Source organism: Prochlorococcus marinus str. MIT 1013 (assembly GCF_027359395.1).
Taxonomy (GTDB): Bacteria; Cyanobacteriota; Cyanobacteriia; order PCC-6307; family Cyanobiaceae; genus Prochlorococcus_B; species Prochlorococcus_B marinus_E.
The window spans coordinates 834,285-854,523 of the sequence record NZ_CP114778.1; the positions used below are offsets into that span (position 1 = coordinate 834,285).

A 20,239-nucleotide genomic window follows, 5' to 3' on the forward strand; every position below is an offset into this window, starting at 1 on the left:
ATTAAAGTTAATTCTTTTATTAATAAATTCATATTTGCTCTATCATTCCAAATTTCTTTAACATTGACATGACTAATGGCTGCTTTTCAATAGATATTCCAATCTTAGATAAATCTTTAGTATCTAAGAATTGATTTTGATATAAATATTCTATTAGATTATCTATAGAAGTTCCAATGATAATCCTTGAAAGAGAATGATGTAACCTATGTCTAATAAGATTAGGATTAACACTACTCACCTTTACTTTACTATTTTTTATTTTTATCTCATTAGTTCCATAATCTTTAAATAAATATTTAATAGATGGCATAGAGGCTCTGTGAGGCTTAGTTGAAATAGCTTTTGTTCTCTCAATATATAATTCTTCCCATAAATCCCGTAATTGTTTTTGTACTATATCCCAGGAAAATCTAAGTCTCCAATTTGTTTTTGCATTTACACCGATTTCAATTCTTTTTTGTGGATTCTTAGCAAGGAAAATCAGCCTTTCAGCCATTAAATTATAGTCTAAACAAGTAGTCATACTTCTCAGACCAATCATATAATCATGATTTAGTAATCCTAATTGATATTGAATATCAATAAAATCTAATGAATTGTCTGTACCTAGGTAATAAGTAGTTGGTATTAAATAACCGTTTTCTCCATCTAATACGAAGTCTTTATATCCGTTCCAATCACTAATAATAACTGGTAATTCTGCTGACATTGCTTCGACAACAGTTATGCCATAAGTTTCTTGAATATTATCAGATGGAGAAACAAAAACATCTGCAGCCATTAATGCCAATTCCTTTTCTTCTTCTGTAGCATTTTTAACACCACCAAGCCTCTTTAAATTTAGATTTTTAGTGTTTATTGCTAAATCATTATATGCTTCTTCTGAATATTTATTATTAAAAACGCCACATTCCAAGAGTATAACATTCTTATCTTGACAGCTCATTGCAGTCTTAGAAACTGCCTGATAAATACTTAATGGATGAGCCTTAGCATGTGCGCATAATCTTCCTAAATATAAAATTATATAAGAATCCTTAGGTAGTTTTAAAGTATTTCTCGCTTTTATTCTTTTTTCTTGTCTAGTAGTACTGTTATCAGTTATGAAATCTTTTACTGCTAGAGGAATTATAGGTAATTTAATTGATTTTTTTTTAGGTAAAATCATATCAAATTTTTCTTCTAACGACTCATGATGATAATTTCTTATTCTTTCAACTACTTTTTTACCAGATGTCGAAGTGCAAATTAAAGCGTCCCAATCTTCGATAATACCTGTAACTGTATTTTGAATACATTGAATTGCTGATGTGCTACTTAATGTATGTATCATCCCTACAATAGAAAAAATATTGGATTTCATTCCAGATCTTAAAGCATTATATTTTATAATATTTGGATCTTGTATGAATAATGTTTGCAGATCATTTCTTGAAAGTGTCGTAATAATATTTATTTTTGATTCTTTAGGTTTAATATCACATAACAATTTTTCTAATTTTTTTTTAGCTAAATCGCTATCTGTAAATATATTTAATTGTTCGTTCTCTTTCAAGTTCCCAGTAATTCCTTTTACTACATTTAAACCCGCAACTCTCCTTCCCAATAATTGCTTGCTTGTTAAATCAAAACTATCCTCAGGTAATAATAATGTTGCCGCATAGTTTTTATAGTTTTTTTGAAAATCTTCCATTCTATAATTTATCTAAAGATGAGAATAGATTAACCTATTTGGAAGATTTTATGAAATATTATTGATTAATTTTTATAGGAAATTGCCAACAAGAACTTTAATTATTTGGGATGTCAGATAAAATACACAAACAAATTAAAAAGATGTGTCCTTTTGGCTGAAATTCTTGTAACAGGTGGAGCTGGTTTCATATTAAGTCATTTCCTTGAGGTTATCCATAAAGAACAAGCTCTAAAATAATAGTTATTGATAACTTAAGTTATGCTGCAAATTTAGATAGTGTTCCAAGTAATAAACAAATTGAATTTGAATGGTGTGATATTAATAACGAAGAGCATGTTTATTACATTTTTAAAAAGCATAGGCCAACTAAAGTATATCATTTTGCTGCTGAAAGTCATGTTGATAAATCTCTAAAAAATTAGAGGCCTTTTTTAGAGACTAATGTAATTGGAACAATAAATCTTTTAAATGCTTCTCTTTTAGTAGGAATTGAAAAATTTCATTTTATATCTACTGACGAAGTTTATGTCTCATCAGATCATAAAGCTACGGTTGGATTAGCTGCTGATTCTTCATATAACAATCGAGTAAAAAAAATCTAGTAATCAATTTGGCAACAGGTCAAATGCCATAACTATTCGATCAGTATCTGTAGAGAAAGGGATAGTTCTATGATGAAGAGAAGAGGGGAACAAAACTATATCCCCTGCTTCTGGATGATGAATTAAATTGGGAGAGTTAATATTGGAATAATTCGGACCATTTAAACTAAATTCAATTGCCCCTTCATCCTTCCCTAGTGAAGGAACAACCTTTAAATAAATAACGCCACTTAGCCATCCAGAAGGATGTATATGTGCCTCTTGATATCCTTGCTTTTTAAGAATTACATGCCACGCCGTTAAATTTCTATTTGATGGCCATTTTTGAATATAGGAACAAGATTCTTTTTTAAATTTTAAATAATAAGAATCTAATTCATTTAAAATGATTGATTTAAGATATGAAATATTTTCAGATGAGTTGGAAAATAAATTTATATGAGTAGGAGTTTGAAAACCATTACGAGTTGCTTTCTTTGATGGCTCCCAAATAGTTTTAATCTCAGCTAGCTCATTAATTATTTTTTTTATATATTCATCATAATGTTTTAGATGAGATTTTAGATTTGAAAAATATAAAAATGAAATTGGATTCCTACAAAAATTATTAGATGTATCTCTATGTTCCTTTGCTGAAATAAATGAAGCGAATGCAGCTAATCTTATATTTTCATTATCTATTTCTGACGTTTTTTCAATTCTCTTGTAAATCTCATCAACCCTTCCAAGTGCATAAAGAGCTTCCAAAGCAAACGCCCTTGAGTTTTTTGTATTACAAGAATCTGAGTCTTTTAAGGCTCGTTCAAATTCTCCTCTTTCAAAAAGGAATTGCCATCTATTTTTTAATACAGAATATGAATTTGGACTCAAGGTAAGTGCCTTTGAGTAACATGCCTCTACCTCTTCGAATTTACCAAGATAGTTCAAAATAGATCCAAGATTGTTATAAGCATTAGCTAAATCAGGTTTAAGTTCAATTGCTTTTCGAGTAGATATTTCTGCTTCTTTTAGTCTTCCAAGATCTTTTAATATGTTTCCAAGATTGTTATGGGCAACAGCGAAATTAGGTTTAAGTTCAATTGCTTTGCGAGTAGATATTTCTGCTTCTTTTAGTCTTCCAAGATCTTTTAATATGTTTCCAAGATTGGAATAGGCTTTCGCGAAATCAGGATTAAGTTCAATTGCTTTTCGAGTGGATATTTCAGCTTCTTGTAGGTTTCCTCGATCCCATAATATATCTCCCAAATTATTATGAGCTTCTGGAAAATCAGGATTTAGTTTAATTGCTTTGCGTTGTAACAACTCTGCTTCTTCTAATTTGCCTAGATCTTTCAATATGACTCCATAATTAGAAAAAACTCTGTGATCAGTGAAACCTTGATTAATGAAATCTTGATAATATTTTGCTGCTTGTGAAATATTTCCTTGTGAATGAAACTTAAATGCTTGATTAATTATTTGCTTTTTAGACGGCTTCTTGGAGATATCGATAGAAGTAGAAATATTTTCTTTGCTTTCTTTTAAGGCGAATGGAACTGTGAATGTTTTTACTTCAGAGCCTTCTTGTTTTTGATTTCTTTTCATTAGTTTATAAACTTGAATAAAGCTTTAAACTTTCCATTCCTTGAGATTAAAATCTTGAGCAAAGATAAATTAAATAATTGATTTGGAATATTCATCTTAATCACGTGAAATTAAAATATTTCCTATGAATAAGCAGTCCAAGAACCCTAAGGAAAAAGAATGCAAGGCATCATTTGGCGATTCAACAATAGGCTCACCTGGTCGATTAAATGATGTATTTAATAAAATAGGAACACCTATAGTTTTTTCTACCTCTAAAAGCAAACAATACAAAATCTTATTCTGCTTTTTATTTACAGTTTGAACTCGCGCTGTTCCATCCACATGTTTAATTGATAACAGTCTTTTATCCAAGACTTTTACATTTCTCATCATAACTGGCGAACTATCATTAATATCAAAAAACTGATTGGCTTGCTCTTCAATGACAACTGGAGCATATGGTCGATATCTATCTCGACACTTCATTAATTGATCTAATAGATATTTGGTGGAAGTACTAAAAGGATTAGCGAAGATGCTTCTATTGCCTAGTGCTCTTGGACCAAATTCACTTCTGCCTTGAAACCATCCAAAGACTTTTTCTTGTTTAATCATTTCTGCAGCTCTGATATATAATTCATTTTGAGGAAGAACTTTATAACATAAATTGGATTTTAATACTTCCTCCATAATCTCGTCCTTATCATAAAGTCGACCATAATAATCTTTTATTATTGAAAATTTTCTATCTAAACCCATATTTAAATTGGCTGCTATTCCCGCACCAATAGCTGTTCCATTATCTTCAACAGAACCATTTAGAATTATATTTTTAAAATAGTTACTTTGTTTAATACGTTCATTTGCTACTACGTTTAATGCAACTCCACCAGAAAGATATAAAGTATCAGTTGGAAATTCCTTCTTAAGTATATCTAGTAACTTTAAAATTACATTTTCCGTTTCAACTTGTACTTTATGAGCTAGATTCTGATGGTGTTTGCTATTTGATAAATCTACACGGAAAATATTTGCCTTTTTATAAAGATTATTAATTTTATTGAAGTCTAAATTAATTTCCCCATTCCCATTAATTGTCAGAAGATTGCCTTTATTAGATTTATCTTCTTTCCCAAATGCTGCTAAACCCATTACTTTCCCAGCTGAATTTCTTGATCCACAACAATATAAAGAAGCCCATTCCCAGTAATGGCCAATACTTTGTAGAAAGCCTTTTGAATTACAATTGTAATCATCAAGAGCAGACTGTGATGGACTAAATCGATAAATCAGGTAAACTTCTGACCCATCAAACCAATATGCAGAAATAACTTCCTTTCCAGAAAATTTCGTATGATTAATTATTTGTGAGTGATTTTTTTCATGTATATTGAATAGTGATCTATCTTCTTCTAATGATCCACTTCCATCAATTACCAATACTATTCCTGGCTTCTTATTCCCATAGTGAATAATATATTCCATATGAGCTAAATGATGTGGTACATAGAATGTGCCAAGAAAATTTTCTGGTACTCCACCTATATATTGAAATAACTTCTCATTACTAATCTTCTGTACTTTCCATGGTGTTGAAAGAGCAATTGCATTTACATCTTTATATTTAAGACCTGAAGAGTTTAAACAGTACTGTACGCATTTATGTGTTAACTCTATTTCTTTACCTAAAGGTAGGCTTTGACGTTTCTTGCGGGAAATACGTTCTGCTTGTATTGCTGCTTTCACTTCACCATCACATATTAATGCGACACTCCCATTGTGGGTATTGCTAAAACCAAGAATTATGCTCATGATCTTATGCTATAAATTATTTATAAGGTTCATTAAATTGCTTCTAGCTAAGTCTTTCTGATTGAATAATACAAGGCTTCTTCGAATAACAAGCCAACCAAGATCTTCTGTTGCATTATCTTTTAATAGGATCTTGGATGCCTGAATGTTATGTGAGGCTAAATCTTCTATCTCTGAAAACTCTCTTTTTAAGAATTTATACTCGCAGAAACCTAACGTTAGTAATATTTTATCCTTACTAACAGCTGATTCTAAAACCTCATGTAAATCATAGCTGTCAAATACATACTTAATTAATTTATTTATGTCATTATTCCTTTCCTTTATTATTAATAAATTTAAAAAGATTGACAGCAGCTTATGTAGAGAATTCTGATTAACTAGTTCCATACTAAAATTACACCAAAGTTTAATAAATTCATTTACATTGTCTGTAGTAAATTTAGGAGAATTATTGCAAATTTCTTCTAATAAAATCTTTGATTTTTCCCAATCGCAATCATTTATACTTTCCATTAAGATTTTATTTTTTATCAAAGGATATCTATAAAAATCTGATATTTCAAGACCTGCTTTAATACGATATCCTGCGTTTTTGGGGTCAATCTTATATGCTTTATTATAACTTATAGTCGCTTCATTATACCTTCTAAGATCTATCAATATATTTCCAAGATTGTTATAAGCATTAGCTAAATCAGGTTTAAGTTCAATTGCTTTTCGAGTAGATATTTCTGCTTCTTTTAGTCTTCCAAGATCTTTTAATATGTTTCCAAGATTGTTATGGGCAACAGCGAAATTAGGTTTAAGTTCAATTGCTTTGCGAGTAGATATTTCTGCTTCTTTTAGTCTTCCAAGATCTTTTAATATGTTTCCAAGATTGGAATAGGCTTTCGCGAAATCAGGATTAAGTTCAATTGCTTTTCGAGTGGATATTTCAGCTTCTTGTAGGTTTCCTCGATCCCATAATATATCTCCCAAATTATTATGAGCTTCTGGAAAATCAGGATTTAGTTTAATTGCTTTGCGTTGTAACAACTCTGCTTCTTCTAATTTGCCTAGATCTTTCAATATGACTCCATAATTAGAAAAAACTCTGTGATCAGTGAAACCTTGATTAATGAAATCTTGATAATATTTTGCTGCTTGTGAAATATTTCCTTGTGAATGAAACTTAAATGCTTGATTAATTATTTGCTTTTTAGACGGCTTCTTGGAGATATCGATAGAAGTAGAAATATTTTCTTTGCTTTCTTTTAAGGCGAATGGAACTGTGAATGTTTTTACTTCAGAGCCTTCTTGTTTTTGATTCCTTTTCCCCTCAGTCACATCTATTGTTTTATAAAGAATTTATTTATTAGGATTATATGTCTGATTAGGGTTTTTAGTTTTCAACTACAAAAAGAAATTCACCCGTTGTAAAAAGCATGAGAAAATATCTTTTTTGAAGGAAAGTAATTAGTCCAGACCTATTGAAAATAAGAGCGTTTGGTAATTACCTACCGCTTTTTCTTCGGCTAAAACTTCTTCCCCTTCGTTAATAGTGTCGGGAACTTTATCAACTTTAGGTAGTGAAGTATAATGCTTAGGTTGCCTGAGATTGATTGCGATCACTTTCATGTTAACGATTTGGAGCCATAGCTCAGCTGGTAGAGCACCTGCATGGCTGCAGACCCTGAAAACCGCTAAAAGCATTGAAGTGAGTGGGATATTAGAACACTGAAAAACAAATAATGCGCATAACGTTGCGCAATTATAATATAGTATTTAGCTCTAATAAATGTAACATATCCTTTGTTCTGACTTGAGATTTGCCTCTTTTTATTTATATCTTAATCACTAATTGACAGATAGAAGAGCCTCAAATGCATATCCAACATCGAAAATTAAAACTAATTCTCTCTTAAACACCAGCAGGCAATCTCAGCTTTTCTTATTTTACGCGGTGTTTAGTTCTAAATATATTGTTTTTGTTGATTATTTATGAAATCAGGTCTCGATATTTTTTAGTTTGAATAAGAATTTTAATAGCAGGTTTCATCATCTCTTTGTAGTTCTTCCATCCACCAACAGATTTTGAATTAATAGGGAAACGAACTTGAACAGTGCTTGCTGTAGAAACAGAACGTGGATTTAAATGAGGCGATAGATATAAATCATCCCAATGCCAACCTAACCAAGAGATCAAAGATTTAATTTCTTTATTAGGATTGCTGACTAATAAATCATAATCTAAGTCGTATATTTTTGATCTGAATCTATTCTTATATTCTGTCATTATTTCATCTTGATATAAATAAACTCTTGTGCAATCGACTAAGGAAGAAGAATATTCATTTCCTCTGGCAAAATGTGCTCGATAAATTGAAAGAATATTATCTAAAGGATTTCTAAAACAATGAATGATTTTTGCGTTTGGTATTTTCTTAGCAATGATACCTGTGTATTGATAATTAAATAGATTTTTATTAGTTGTAATATTGGCTTTTTTCCTAAGATCTTTAATTTTTTTCCAATACACTTCAGCAAGAGTTAATTCTTGATCAACTTTTTTACTCTCTAGGAAAGATTCCTCAAGGTTCATTCTTTCCCCCAAATCATTCACGCTAGTATTCATACTAAGAATTGATTCCAATAATGTAGAACCACTTCTAAACATACCCACAATAAAAATACTCTCAGGGAATTTCGCGTGTTCTTGTTGATTAATTTCCAGCTTATCAGATTCAATAAGTAAAGCTTTAGATTTATTAAATATCATCTCAGGTTTAGATGGTTTTACCTCCAGTTTAAGGTTATTTGCTAATTGAAGGTATTTTGAACTTTCTTCGTATTTTTTTTCTTTATGAAGAATATTTGCTCTTGCAAAGTAAATATCAATTTGATCTTTTTGTGATTGATTTTTTAAGATACTTTCAGAAAATAGTTTATCCTTCCATAATGTATTTTTATTGGAGTATTTAAGATCCGAAAGAGATAAATATGGTGCAGCAAAATCAGGATTAAGTTCAATTGCTTTGCGAAGGAATACTTCTGCTTCTTCTAAACTGCCCTTCTCTTTTAACATTCCTCCTAGATTATTATGCGCTTTTGCGTGAGTAGGATTGAGTTCAATTGCTTTGCGAGTTGAAAATTCTGCCTCTTTTAATTTGCCTCGAGTATTCAATATGATTCCCAAATTGTAATGCGCTTCAGTTAAATCAGGATTAAGTTCAATTGCTTTGCGTTGTGATAATTCTGCCTCTTTTAATTTGCCACGAGCATTCAATATGTTACCCAAATTGTAATGCGCCAAAGCTAAATCAGGATTGAGTTCAATTGCTTTGCGTTGGGATAATTCTGCTTCTTTTAACTTGCCAAGATCATTCAATATGCTTCCAAGATTGGAATGCGCTTCAGCAGAATTAGGATTAAGTTCAATTGCTTTGCGTTGGGATAATTCTGCTTCTTTTAACTTGCCAAGACCTCTCAAGATGTTTCCAAGATTAGAATGCGCTTTTTCATAATCAGGATTGAATTCAATCGCTTTACGGTAAAAAACTTCTGCTTCTTTTAATTTACCAAGTCCGTTCAATATCATTCCATAATTAGAAAAAACCTTATGATTATTACATCCTTGATTTATTATCTGTTGATATAATTTTGCTGCTTCTGCAATATTTCCTTGTGAATGAAGCTTAATTGCTTGATTAATTAGTTCCTCTTTGCAAGGTTTAGATGGCGTGTTTGTATTAATAGTAAGATTTTCTTGGTTTCCTCTTAAAGGAAATGGCACTGGGAATGTAATTAATTCATAGACTTTCGTTTTCCATTGGTCTTTTTTTCTAGATTGGTCCATTTATACTTTTCTATCTTTTGATACTTCGCATTTTACTACTAATACTGCAATCATTGTTATTTAATTATGCGTGTCATAAAGTAGCATCCTTTTCAATTATTCCCTACGATATCTCTAAGATAATGCCGTCTTCGATAATCTTGAGTTTTTAATCATTTTTATTAATTTCATACGAGTTTCATACAAGATTTCAACATTATAAAATACCAGATTTATTCAGTTATAATATTGCATCCTGGCCTTTCTATATTTAGAGTTATATTGAGTGGAATTAAATTGTTGTTTTCTGGTTTTGATTAGAATGAAAACCTCTATTCAAATAATTCAATATTTTTGGACCTTTTATTTGTTCATTAGTAATTTTATTTACACTTTGATCTCCTATCTTTTGCGCATATGCGATCCAGTTTCGGATTACAAGAAAGTTATTTAAATTAAACCCCTCAATACTTTTGGTTGATTTACCCCAATTTTTATTACCTTGATCGATTTCTTTTTCGATGCTTCTCCAATTTTCATTATAATTCATTGGTTGATCTCCAGATATATTTATTTCTTTGTATTTTGGGAATTCTAGTGGATATTCAGAACAACCTCTTTTTACTTTGGATATTAAATCAATTCTAATATTATTTTGAATATGAAGATTCAACTCTTTAGATATTTCTAATGCCTCACTTAGGCCTAAGCAATATATCAATCCTTTATAGAATCCAGAAACATTAGTTCTTAACTCGACCATACATTTTCTAGTATTGTAATTCTTAAGTTCTAGTGTGTTGAAAACTAGAAATAGTTTGATTAATTCAATTATTGAATTTACTTCAACTTGTACTTTATAACATCCAAAGCAAAATTCAGGAATTATTTTATGCTGTTTAAAAATTAGCATATGCCTTTTACAATTTAAATTTATTTCATTACATTTATATACTTGTGACAAAGATGTTTCTAGATCCAAATTATATCTTCTATAAATTTCTAGTCCATCCTTATAAAGTTGTATTGCTTCTAAATCAGTTATAAGATAGTTATCTTGTTTGCGAAGAATGAGATCTCTAAATTCTTTGTCTATTATATATAATGGATTTGAATTAATGTTTTTTACTTCGTATATAGTTAGTAAATTTAGTAAATTAACTTTAATATTTTGATTGTCAGGATCGAGTTGAATTGCTTTGCGTTGTGATAATTCGGCCTCTTTTAATTTGCCAAGATCTCTCAATATGCTTCCAAGATTAGAATGCGCCATTGCGAAATCAGGTTTGATTTCAATCGCTTTAAGAGTAGATAATTCTGCTTCTTCTAATCTTCCAAGATCTCTCAATATGCTTCCCAGATTAGAATGCGCCATTGCGTAATCAGGATTGAGTTCAATTGCTCTGCGTTGTGATAATTCTGCCTCTTCTAATTTGCCAAGATCTCTCAATATGTTGCCTAAATTGTAATGCGCTTCAGTTAAATTAGGATTCAGTATAATTGCTTTGCGTTGTGATAATTCTGCCTCTTTTAATTTGCCAAGATCTCTCAATATGTTGCCTAAATTGTAATGCGCTTCAGTTAAATTAGGATTGAGTTCAATTGCTTTGCGTTGGGATAATTCTGCCTCTTTTAATCTACCAAGATCATTCAAAATGCTTCCAAGATTAGAATGCGCCATTGCGAATTCAGGATTGAGTTCAATTGCTTTGCGTTGGGATAATTCTGCCTCTTTTAATCTGCCAAGATCTCTCAATATGTTTCCCAGATTGGAATGTGCTTTTGGGTAATCAGGATTCAGTTTAATTGCTTTACGATATAAGATTTCTGCTTCTTCTGATTTGCCTAGATTTTTTAATATTGCTCCATAATTAGTAAAAACTCTGTGATCATTAAACCCTTTATCAATAAAATATTGATAAAGTTTTGCTGCTTTTTGAATATTTCCTTGTGAATGAAACTTAAATGCTTGATCAATTATTTGTTCTTTAGAAGGTTTAGTTTTGCTATTGCTAGGAATAGAAATATTCTCTTTTATTTCTCCTAAAGCAAATGGAACTCGAAATGTTTTTACTTCAGATCCTTCTTGCTTTTGATTCCTTTTCCCCTCAGTCACATCTATTGTTTTATAAAGAATCTATTTATTTGGATTATATGTCTGATTAGGGTTTTTAGTTTTTAACTTCAGAAAGAAATTCACTCGCTGTAAATAAGCATGAGTTGATTTCTCTTTGAAGGGAAGTAATTAGTCCAGACCTATTGAAAATAAAAGCATTTGCTAATTACCCACCGCTTTTTCTTCGGGAAAACTTTTTCCCCTTCGTTAATAGTGTCGGGAACTTTATCAACTTTAGGTAGTGAAGTATAATGCTTAGGTTGCCTGAGATTGATTGCGATCACTTTCATGTTAACGATTTGGAGCCATAGCTCAGCTGGTAGAGCACCTGCATGGCATGCAGAACATCAAACCCTTGAAAATCATTGCAATCACTAAGTTCTCTTGTTAAGTAATAGATAATTACCGCACAATTTACCGCATAACTCTAAAAACTTGTTATCTAAGTTTATTCGGTCTATACCTTTGGTTGTAGCAGTTTTTGGCTTTAATAACTAACCACTAAATAATATAGAAAAGAGCTACTAAAGGGAGTCTAAATCATAAATAAAACCCAATCAAAAGGTGTACTTCAATTGAAATCAATATGTTTTTAAGCTACTTTTGTTGTTACTTTGGTTTCTTATATGGTTAATCAGATTTATAAGCTCATGCTAAATAGCAACGCCTAGAAAATCTCAAATGACTAAAGTCATTCACTCTGATTTTTTAACTGTCGCAGAAGCAATGACTTCCGCCTTTTCAACAATAGAAAATAATCAAGCGTGGGATCTAATGCCTTCTTTGGTTCCTGAGTTGGCATTTTGTTTTCACATGCTCCAGAGGGAATTGAATCTACATTGTATCGAGCTGGAATATGAAAAAAGCCAATAAACAAGAGATGGAATTAAGGGCAGGTTTTGCTGCTGACTTACTTGCGCAAGGTCATAGTTGCACCGTAGTAACGACCCGAGTGACCGAAGAATATGCATTAAGTAGAAGGCAAGCTAGAAGAATTACAGCCAAGGCAATGGATTTGATCGTTCAAGACTTTGAAGAGATCAATATTGAGAGGCCGCAAATGGTGGCGAAATTGCTCGTAAATCTAGAACAAGGTATGCAAAAAGGACTCACCAATAACCAATCAAGTGGCGTTGCTGCCTGTGCAAGACAAATAATTTTACTAGCTGGATTAGCTGCCGATTCTCAATACAACTCAAGAGGAAGGAGAACTTTTCAATAGAGTGCTGATTATGAATTAAGCACTTTTATTTTTGGCTGAAACCTTTCAGTCTTAAGTTCGTGAAAATGTCGCCTCAACTTGAGCAAATACTTTATCTAGTTCATCAGAGACTGATTTCATTTCACCTCTTTGCAATGATTTTTGAAGTTAAAGGGGTATATATAAATAAATAAGTAAAAGTCAAGTTAAAGAAAGCCCAAAATGCACTTAAAGATAAAAAGAGGATGAATAAACCTGTACTTGATTCAATATTCAAAAAATCAGCAGCCTTTATTAGTTCGTTTCCAGTAAAAACCATAAATAATAATTTAACTTACTATAAAATAATCATTTGAAAAGTATTCCATGAGAAATATATGTCGCTAGTCCAACAATTATTCAAAAAAAGATTATTAATGTTTCCAAGCATTTTATTTAAAATTGGACAATAACTTAACAATTTTGTTTTTGATGTCTCTTATTTTTATATAAGTATTGATATTAAAAGCAAGAAAATAGTTCATTTAATCCTGGGTTTACCATTATTTGTAACACGGTAGTCTAAACAAAACTTACAAACTTGATATAGAAATGATTTCATAACAAGTTAGCAATGACATCTATGTAGATTTTTATCATTTTGTCTTATACTAAGGTCATTAGTTGTTGATTCTTTTTAAAGAGTAAATGAATATCTTTAATAGGTTTGATGTCTCATGATTTTATTAACTTTATAACTTACAAAATCTGGGGATCCGAATGAATTTGTAATTCTTCTAATACTCTTTCTTGGCTGAACTAGTTCAACTCATCTTCTTTCTGTATGCAAAGTAAGTTTTTTATTGTTTATACAAACTAGCAAATACAAGAGACATGTATGCAGCTATATTGTCTAAAATATGAACTAAATAAGAGGTTAGTTAAATTATAATTAGTATATTTTTCAGCAATTTATATTATTTGTAAAACACTGTTTATGGATTTTGTTTTATTGCGACTTGGTTTCTTTCTTTTTTGATGATTTTTTCCTAGTTTTATTTAATAGATTTTTTATAAAATTAATTGATTTAAGAATAACTGAAGAAAAAAAAGCAAGAATTACAGTTAATATAACTATTAAAATACCAATTGACGAGCCTGGTCCTGCATATGCATGAGCAGGTAACTGTATTAATGATAAAAACAATGCAATACCTAAGTATTTAACTTTATTTCTTATAATCATGTATGAACTGAAATAATTTAATGATTATATACTATTTAGTTTTTCTAGTGATACAATGTTTAAAAAATTAAATTTATGCAAATCAAGATAATGATTAGAACCTTTATCAAATCAATTTCATATATTGGTGCATTAGTTTTAGTATCTTGGGGTGTACAAGAATTAGCAAATAGGAAAGATGCTTGTATTAATGATCAAAATACACTTTTAAAATTGATATGCTTTTCCCAAAAAGTTAACTCTAAAATAAATACAGAAATAAATATATTTATAAAATCTTTAAAACCTTTGGTTGAAGAGGGGGAAATAAATCCAAGGGGTTCAGATTTACTTTCTAAAGAAAGATTTAAAAATTACAATGAAGGATTTAGTTTTTCTTATCTAAAATCAAATGGAACAGAACGTGGCTTCTTATTATTATCAAGAATTGATCCAAATTTTATGGTCCCAAAAATTGAATTGTGGGATCTTACTCAGCAAAAAATAATACATAAATGGGAAATAAATTTAGACAATTTAATTCAAGAGATAAATATAAATAATAAAGACAAGAAGGTCTTAAGATTTTTACATCCATTATTATTAAAGGATGGTTCAATAATTACTCACATTCAACCCGAACATAGAAATACAGAACTTCTGAAATTTGATTACTGTGGTAACCTTACAAAAATTAGAGCTGATAATTTAGGGTATCATCATTCAATTGAAAAAGATGATGAAGGTAATATATTTGTTCCTATTGCAAGAGTACCTAAACCTTCAAAATATTATTCAAACTATGAAAAGTTCTCTGAAGAATACCGTAATGAAGGTATAGCAATATTAAATAGTGAGTTAGAAATTAAAGAAATAATTGCCTTAGATAAACTATTTGATTCTATTGGTTTACTTAGACATATAAATAGTAGTCCCAATTCTATAAATGACCCTTATCATTTAAATGATGTTCATCCTTTTAAAGATAAAAAAAATAATTTAAATCTTCTATTAAGTTTGAGAAATTTTGGTTTAATTTCTTATAACCATAACAATAAAAAGGTTAATTGGGTCTCATATGGATTAACTGATTTTCAACATGACATTAGTCCATATCTTGACAGTCAGAGTGTTTTTACAATTTTTGATAATGGAGATAGTACTAATCAATCTTTAAATCAACATGAAGGTAACACAATAATAAAATTGGATTTTACTAAATTAATTGATAATAATGAAAAAACTATAGTTATTTTTGGGAAATCACCTAATTTAACAAGCGTTGATATTACAAGAATTAATTTTAAGAATTTAGATGATAATCTTATACCTAATTCTAGATACGAGGGTAGAGGTAGATTTATAGATCAATCTAGAATATATATTGAGGAGACAAATTTTGGTAGGGCATTTGTTTATAATATAGATACAAAAAAACTTGATTGGTCTTATTACAATAAAGGATTAGATGGATATTCTAGATTTCTAAGTTGGTCACGTCACCTAGAAAACGTACCACAAATATTTAAAAAAGAAAATATATGCCAAAAATAATTTTTATAAAAACTTTTTAATTTTTTTACATAATTTAGTCTAAACTAAATTAGTTTTTCAGCTTATAAACAAGTCAATCTAATTCTGTAAGACTTTCATAGATTTCATACGCTTGATTAAGTAATATTTTATCAATTTTATGGGAATCTGGAATATTAATATTTTTATTTTTTAAAATATTATTTTTAATAGGGTTCAATTTTATTCTGTCAAAGATTTCATATATTTTTTTACGATTGTCATTGCAAAGCTCTTCATATGAAACCACTATTAAATTCTTAGGCTTATTACATCTTATAAATTTATAAATCCAAGAGTAGGCATTAATCCAGGACTTAATCCAATAATTAGATTTTTCTTGACTATCAAAAATAGTCTCATTTTGGCTCTCTTTATTATTGTAATTAAAAGGCATTTGATTTAGACCAAATTCTCTATGGCCTATTAAATTCATATACTCTAAGATAAAGGGATCTTTAGTTTGTTCATTACATATCGTCTCGTGGCTTTTACTTAAAGAAAAAGAATGAGAAATAGGATCTCTAAATAAGATGATAAATAAATCATTTTTAAAGAAATTGAAAAGTTGAGGTAAACGCAAATGGTTATTATTATTTTTAATTAAAATACGAGTTTTATTTTGAGATAAAGCATGTTTACTTAGGAAGTTATTATAAAAGTAAAGAGTTTTTTCGTTATATATTCTTTTTGAACTTAAAGCTTCAGAATAATATTTCTGATTTTCTTTGATCCAGAATGGCTCATCAAGACATTCTGGCGAATCAAAAGATATCTTTATTCCATCTTTATGCATTCTTTCTTTATATTCTGAATTCTTTTTGCTTGAAATACTTGAAAATATATTAGACAATGTAGGATTAAGTATAAACGGCATATGAGAATATTTTAAAGAAGCAAATTCGTTTGAAATATAAAGTTGATTTAAGAGCGCAGTCGTACCAGATCTAGCTAATCCAGATATAAATACCTTGCGAATTTGTTTCTTTGGTAGTTCATATTTTTTTATTCTATTAAAAAGAAAGTGAGATATTTCTGTATTACCAAGAAATTGTTTGTGTAAATACTTTTCCAAATAAGAGTAATTAAAAGCACTCATTTCTTTTTCTTGAAAAATAATGGAATGAATATTATTGAAGAAAGTAATATAGATACAGTATAATTAAAAGTTAAGTAAAAGATAAAATGATAAGCAATATAGTATGGAACCAAACATAGACATAAAGAAACTATCAATAAAAGTCCACTTGAAGCTAAACCATCAAGATCCTTACTTGTTATATTTGTCAGAGAAGATGTTACTTTAAATAAATTATCTTTGTAAATTTTAAAGTTATTCTTTATTTTTATTTTTCCCCAAATATAAATAAGTATATATGAAGATGAGGAAATTATTATTGCAAAAAAAAGTGTTTTCATTAGTTCTTACTTATGAATTTAAATGATAAAAACCACATTGGTACCAATATGACCATCCTCTTTAAGGTTTTGCCGCAGATTCATTACCCATTTATCCATAAACCCTGTTGCCTATTGCAAAGAGTTTACCGCAGATTTACCGCAGAATCTACCGCACATTGGGTATATCTGGGTGTATTTGGGTATATTTGAGTGGTGAAGTATAATGGTTATGTTGCCTGAGATTGATTGCAATCACTTTCATGTTAACGATTTGGAGCCATAGCTCAGCTGGTAGAGCACCTGCATGGCATGAAGCACTTCAAATCACCGCAAAGCTACTCGTAAATCTTGAACAAGGTTATGCAACAAAAACTGGTTCATAACCAATCAAGTGGTGTTGCTTGCTGCCTGCGCTAGACAAATAATTTCACTGGCTGGATTAGCTGCTGATTCTTCATATGACAATCGAGTGAGAAAAATCTAGTAATAATTCTATTTACCAAAAATAATAGTTTTATAAAATCACTTTGGATTAAATTTTGCTTGAAGTAAAGGGTTTCCAATTATCTTCAAGAAATTCTCCCTGTCTTGCTATTTTTACAGCCTCAGTAAAAAATGTATAATATTCTTTGTATATTTCATTATCATTAAATAGATATTTCTGAGCTCTTTCTTTTAATTCATCTTTTGTATTTTTAAGAAGCAAACTGTTATTTGCATATTTTTTACACCAATTTATATAATCTTCAGGTGATGAAGCAATAGGAGGATTTTTTACGCCCATTTGTTTATACCCTGAAGCAACTAAACTACCTCTTTGACTGAATGGATAAGTAATAAATGGTATACCAAAAGCCATTGCTTCGTAAAAAGTATTTCCGCTTCCAAAGTAGAATGGATCAAGCATTATATGACAGTTTTTTGTTGTATTAATAAAATCATCTTTAGACATTCTATCTAAAAAGATTGATCTTTCTAGCAGTAAACTACTTTGCTTTTTCCATCTATTTTTTAATTTTTCTGTTGTATATTCATGTTTATCTTTTATAAGTATTAAACATGCATTCTTTATCTCATCTAATATTGATTCTAGTACTTTATCAAAATCAGGATGAAGCTTAAATAACGACTGCGTAAGTCCAATTATAAAATTATCATCAGAATTTATTATATTTTTATTAGACAAGTTTGATTCATTGATTTTTGGAGTTGGATAATTGAAAGGCAATCTACTGAATTTTATTAAGCGTTCTGTATAACTAGATGATGGATGGTGAGGCACTATTTCGTTAGTAATAAAATAATCTATATTCTTAATTCCAGAGGTATTTGGATGACCTAAGCTGGTAGCTTGAACCAATGCTAATCTTGATAATGCAAGAATGTATGTATAGTTAGACATACCAATATCTGGGTAAAATAAGACATCTAGGTCGTCTGAGAATATTAACCTGCTTGCTTTATCTATTGACTTTGGAAGATAGATCACTCTTTTGAAGATATTTTCAACTAGATCTTTATCTGAATGACTGATTTTATTTGGTGGAATATAAATATTAATTTCAATACCAGCTTTTAATAAATCTAATATAACTTTTGTATATAATTTACCAATGGTATGACTATTTCTAAGAAACTCAGAGCAAATACCTACTTTCAAGTTAGTTCTTTTTGATGAAATTGCTAGATATTTCCTCCTAGAAAAATCTTTAAATATTACTCCTTTAACTTTGGATATTGTATCACTCAGTTCCTCAAGAATATACTTATCATCTAATCTGTTTTGATATGCAAAGTAAAAAATATTTGTATTAAAAGTTTGTGTGCCTTCATAAAACATATTTTTATTATTCTTTAATATTTCTAGTTGTCTTTTATATTGTTCACGCTCAGTATCTATTTGTTCAATATTATTCAATATTGGTGATAATCTTAATTTGGAGTTTATATAAAAACAAATATTATTTGGTTGATTTTCTAAAGCATAAGAGAAGTGTTTTTTAGCATCTTTTTCTTTATCTAGACATATCAATATGTTTCCCAGATTGGAATGAGCCTCTGCGAAATCAGGTTTGATTTCAATCGCTTTACGGTATGACAATTCTGCTTCTTCTGATTTGCCGAGATCTCTTAATATATTTCCCAAATTCAAATAGGCATCAGCAAAATCAGGATTCAGCTCAATTGCTTTACGAGTCGATGATTCTGCTTCTTGTAAATTTCCAAGATCTCTCAATATGATTCCCAGATTGTAATGAGAAAGTGTAAAGTTAGGGTTCAGTTCAATTGCTTTATGAGTTGATAATTCTGCTTCTTTTAATCTGCCAAGATCTTGCAATATGATTCCCAAATTGGAATGCGCCATAGCGGAATCAGGTTTGATTTCAATCGCTTTGCGAGTTGATAATTCTGCTTCTTGTAATTTGCCAAAATCTTTCAATATGATTCCCAGATTTAAATAAGCATCAGGGAAATTAGGATTAATTTCAATTGCTTTTCGAGTTGATAATTCTGCTTCTTTTAAGTTGCCAAGACCTCTCAATATGTCTCCATAATTAGTAAAAACTCTGTGATCATTAAACCCTTTATCAATAAAATATTGATAATATTTTGCTGCTTCTGCAATATTTCCTTGTGAATGAAACTTAAATGCTTGATTGATTATTTGTTCTTTAGAAGGTTTAGAAGTAGTATTAGTGATGTTTTCTTTAATCTTTTCTAAAGCAAATGGAACTTGGAATGTTTTGACTTCAGAGTCTTCTTTTTTTTGATTCATTTTTCCCCCTCAGTCACATTTATTTGTCTATAAAGGATCTAATGATTAGCATTATAACTTGCTTGAAGTTTTAACTTTTAAAAGATATTGCCCATTTCAAATAAGCATGAGGTTGTCTTCCCTCAAGGAGAAGTAATTAGTTCAGATCCTTTGTGCCTTAAGCGTTCTATCACAATATGCGTACGTTTATGCGCTGCTTCTCCAAATTTTTATATCTAAATCCTCTATTTACGACCGATTCAAAGGAATTGCACCACTGCATACGGAGTAGTTGGACATCAAAAGTGTCTTAGTTGTCTTACGTCCTTTTGAACACTTACTACCTATTTATACATATCTATTATTTTTTATTTTTTTAGAAAAGGGAAGAGACATAAGACATTTGCCGTAAAGCCATTGTCATTACTAGGCCGCTTTGGCGGGATTCGTGGCGGGATCTTGCTATATATTAATATTAAGCGGTATCAAGCAAT

14 protein-coding genes and 1 pseudogene are annotated in these 20,239 nt (G+C 29.9%); 5 read left to right on the top strand and 10 right to left on the bottom strand.

The genetic code is table 11. The features are described 5' to 3' along the window. Positions 1 to 28: 28 nt before the first annotated feature. Complete coding sequence (locus O5633_RS05245; RefSeq protein ID WP_269611071.1) at positions 29 to 1,696, bottom strand: glycosyltransferase family 4 protein; 1,668 nt, start codon at positions 1,694 to 1,696, stop codon at positions 29 to 31. A 245-nt stretch (positions 1,697 to 1,941) separates the two neighbouring features. Between O5633_RS05245 and O5633_RS11700 the strand changes: the two are divergent. Beyond that, positions 1,942 to 2,301: pseudogene (locus O5633_RS11700) on the top strand (GDP-mannose 4,6-dehydratase). A 3-nt stretch (positions 2,302 to 2,304) separates the two neighbouring features. Here the strand turns inward: O5633_RS11700 and O5633_RS05250 are convergent. From O5633_RS05250 to O5633_RS05275, 6 genes are all read right to left on the bottom strand, one after another. Further along, positions 2,305 to 3,885 (bottom strand): tetratricopeptide repeat protein, encoded by a 1,581-nt coding sequence (locus tag O5633_RS05250; RefSeq protein ID WP_269611073.1) that lies wholly within the window; start codon positions 3,883 to 3,885, stop codon positions 2,305 to 2,307. Between the two features lie 96 nt (positions 3,886 to 3,981). Continuing rightward, complete coding sequence (locus tag O5633_RS05255) at positions 3,982 to 5,679, bottom strand: carbamoyltransferase C-terminal domain-containing protein (RefSeq protein WP_269611074.1); 1,698 nt, start codon at positions 5,677 to 5,679, stop codon at positions 3,982 to 3,984. 9 nt (positions 5,680 to 5,688) lie between these two features. After that, on the bottom strand, positions 5,689 to 7,008 hold the full coding sequence (locus O5633_RS05260; protein ID WP_269611075.1) for a tetratricopeptide repeat protein: 1,320 nt from the start codon (positions 7,006 to 7,008) through the stop codon (positions 5,689 to 5,691). Positions 7,009 to 7,137: 129 nt separating this feature from the next. Beyond that, entirely contained in the window at positions 7,138 to 7,374 is a 237-nt protein-coding gene (locus O5633_RS05265; RefSeq protein WP_269611076.1) for a hypothetical protein, read from the bottom strand. 286 nt (positions 7,375 to 7,660) lie between these two features. Then, positions 7,661 to 9,517: a tetratricopeptide repeat-containing sulfotransferase family protein gene (locus tag O5633_RS05270; protein ID WP_269611077.1), complete on the bottom strand. Its 1,857-nt coding sequence runs from the start codon at positions 9,515 to 9,517 to the stop codon at positions 7,661 to 7,663. A gap of 271 nt (positions 9,518 to 9,788) precedes the next feature. Beyond that, positions 9,789 to 11,612, bottom strand: coding sequence for a tetratricopeptide repeat protein (locus O5633_RS05275; RefSeq protein WP_269611078.1), 1,824 nt, complete (start codon positions 11,610 to 11,612; stop codon positions 9,789 to 9,791). 681 nt (positions 11,613 to 12,293) lie between these two features. Between O5633_RS05275 and O5633_RS05280 the strand changes: the two genes are divergently transcribed. Next, positions 12,294 to 12,485 (top strand): hypothetical protein, encoded by a 192-nt coding sequence (locus tag O5633_RS05280; RefSeq protein ID WP_269611079.1) that lies wholly within the window; start codon positions 12,294 to 12,296, stop codon positions 12,483 to 12,485. Continuing rightward, positions 12,469 to 12,834 (top strand): hypothetical protein, encoded by a 366-nt coding sequence (locus tag O5633_RS05285; protein WP_269611080.1) that lies wholly within the window; start codon positions 12,469 to 12,471, stop codon positions 12,832 to 12,834. The genes O5633_RS05280 and O5633_RS05285 overlap by 17 nt, the downstream gene beginning before the upstream one ends. Positions 12,835 to 13,801: 967 nt before the next feature. Here the strand turns inward: O5633_RS05285 and O5633_RS05290 are convergent. After that, complete coding sequence (locus O5633_RS05290) at positions 13,802 to 14,038, bottom strand: hypothetical protein (protein WP_269611081.1); 237 nt, start codon at positions 14,036 to 14,038, stop codon at positions 13,802 to 13,804. A 90-nt stretch (positions 14,039 to 14,128) separates the two neighbouring features. On the opposite strand from O5633_RS05290, the gene O5633_RS05295 reads away from it, so the two are divergent. After that, positions 14,129 to 15,571: an arylsulfotransferase family protein gene (locus tag O5633_RS05295; protein ID WP_269611082.1), complete on the top strand. Its 1,443-nt coding sequence runs from the start codon at positions 14,129 to 14,131 to the stop codon at positions 15,569 to 15,571. A 73-nt stretch (positions 15,572 to 15,644) separates the two neighbouring features. Here the strand turns inward: O5633_RS05295 and O5633_RS05300 are convergent, their stop codons facing one another. Continuing rightward, positions 15,645 to 16,688, bottom strand: a complete 1,044-nt coding sequence (locus tag O5633_RS05300; RefSeq protein ID WP_269611083.1) for a sulfotransferase — start codon at positions 16,686 to 16,688, stop codon at positions 15,645 to 15,647. 562 nt (positions 16,689 to 17,250) lie between these two features. On the opposite strand from O5633_RS05300, the gene O5633_RS05305 reads away from it, so the two are divergent. Next, positions 17,251 to 17,373, top strand: coding sequence for a hypothetical protein (locus O5633_RS05305; RefSeq protein ID WP_269611084.1), 123 nt, complete (start codon positions 17,251 to 17,253; stop codon positions 17,371 to 17,373). A 149-nt stretch (positions 17,374 to 17,522) separates the two neighbouring features. Here O5633_RS05305 and O5633_RS05310 read toward each other — a convergent pair whose 3' ends face one another. Beyond that, complete coding sequence (locus O5633_RS05310; protein ID WP_269611085.1) at positions 17,523 to 19,766, bottom strand: tetratricopeptide repeat protein; 2,244 nt, start codon at positions 19,764 to 19,766, stop codon at positions 17,523 to 17,525. Between the last annotated feature and the right edge of the window lie 473 nt (positions 19,767 to 20,239).

Excerpts from the sequence above, each read along its gene's own strand:
- O5633_RS05290 (WP_269611081.1), bottom strand. The coding sequence starts at position 14,038 with ATGATTATAAGAAATAAAGTTAAATACTTAGGTATTGCATTGTTTTTA.
- O5633_RS05310 (WP_269611085.1), bottom strand. The coding sequence starts at position 19,766 with ATGAATCAAAAAAAAGAAGACTCTGAAGTCAAAACATTCCAAGTTCCA.
- O5633_RS05280 (WP_269611079.1), top strand. The coding sequence starts at position 12,294 with ATGACTAAAGTCATTCACTCTGATTTTTTAACTGTCGCAGAAGCAATG.
- O5633_RS05295 (WP_269611082.1), top strand. The coding sequence starts at position 14,129 with ATGATTAGAACCTTTATCAAATCAATTTCATATATTGGTGCATTAGTT.
- O5633_RS05250 (WP_269611073.1), bottom strand. The coding sequence starts at position 3,885 with ATGAAAAGAAATCAAAAACAAGAAGGCTCTGAAGTAAAAACATTCACA.
- O5633_RS05285 (WP_269611080.1), top strand. The coding sequence starts at position 12,469 with ATGAAAAAAGCCAATAAACAAGAGATGGAATTAAGGGCAGGTTTTGCT.
- O5633_RS05300 (WP_269611083.1), bottom strand. The coding sequence starts at position 16,688 with ATGAGTGCTTTTAATTACTCTTATTTGGAAAAGTATTTACACAAACAA.
- O5633_RS05255 (WP_269611074.1), bottom strand. The coding sequence starts at position 5,679 with ATGAGCATAATTCTTGGTTTTAGCAATACCCACAATGGGAGTGTCGCA.
- O5633_RS05245 (WP_269611071.1), bottom strand. The coding sequence starts at position 1,696 with ATGGAAGATTTTCAAAAAAACTATAAAAACTATGCGGCAACATTATTA.
- O5633_RS05270 (WP_269611077.1), bottom strand. The coding sequence starts at position 9,517 with ATGGACCAATCTAGAAAAAAAGACCAATGGAAAACGAAAGTCTATGAA.
- O5633_RS05265 (WP_269611076.1), bottom strand. The coding sequence starts at position 7,374 with ATGCTTTTAGCGGTTTTCAGGGTCTGCAGCCATGCAGGTGCTCTACCA.
- O5633_RS05305 (WP_269611084.1), top strand. The coding sequence starts at position 17,251 with ATGTTAACGATTTGGAGCCATAGCTCAGCTGGTAGAGCACCTGCATGG.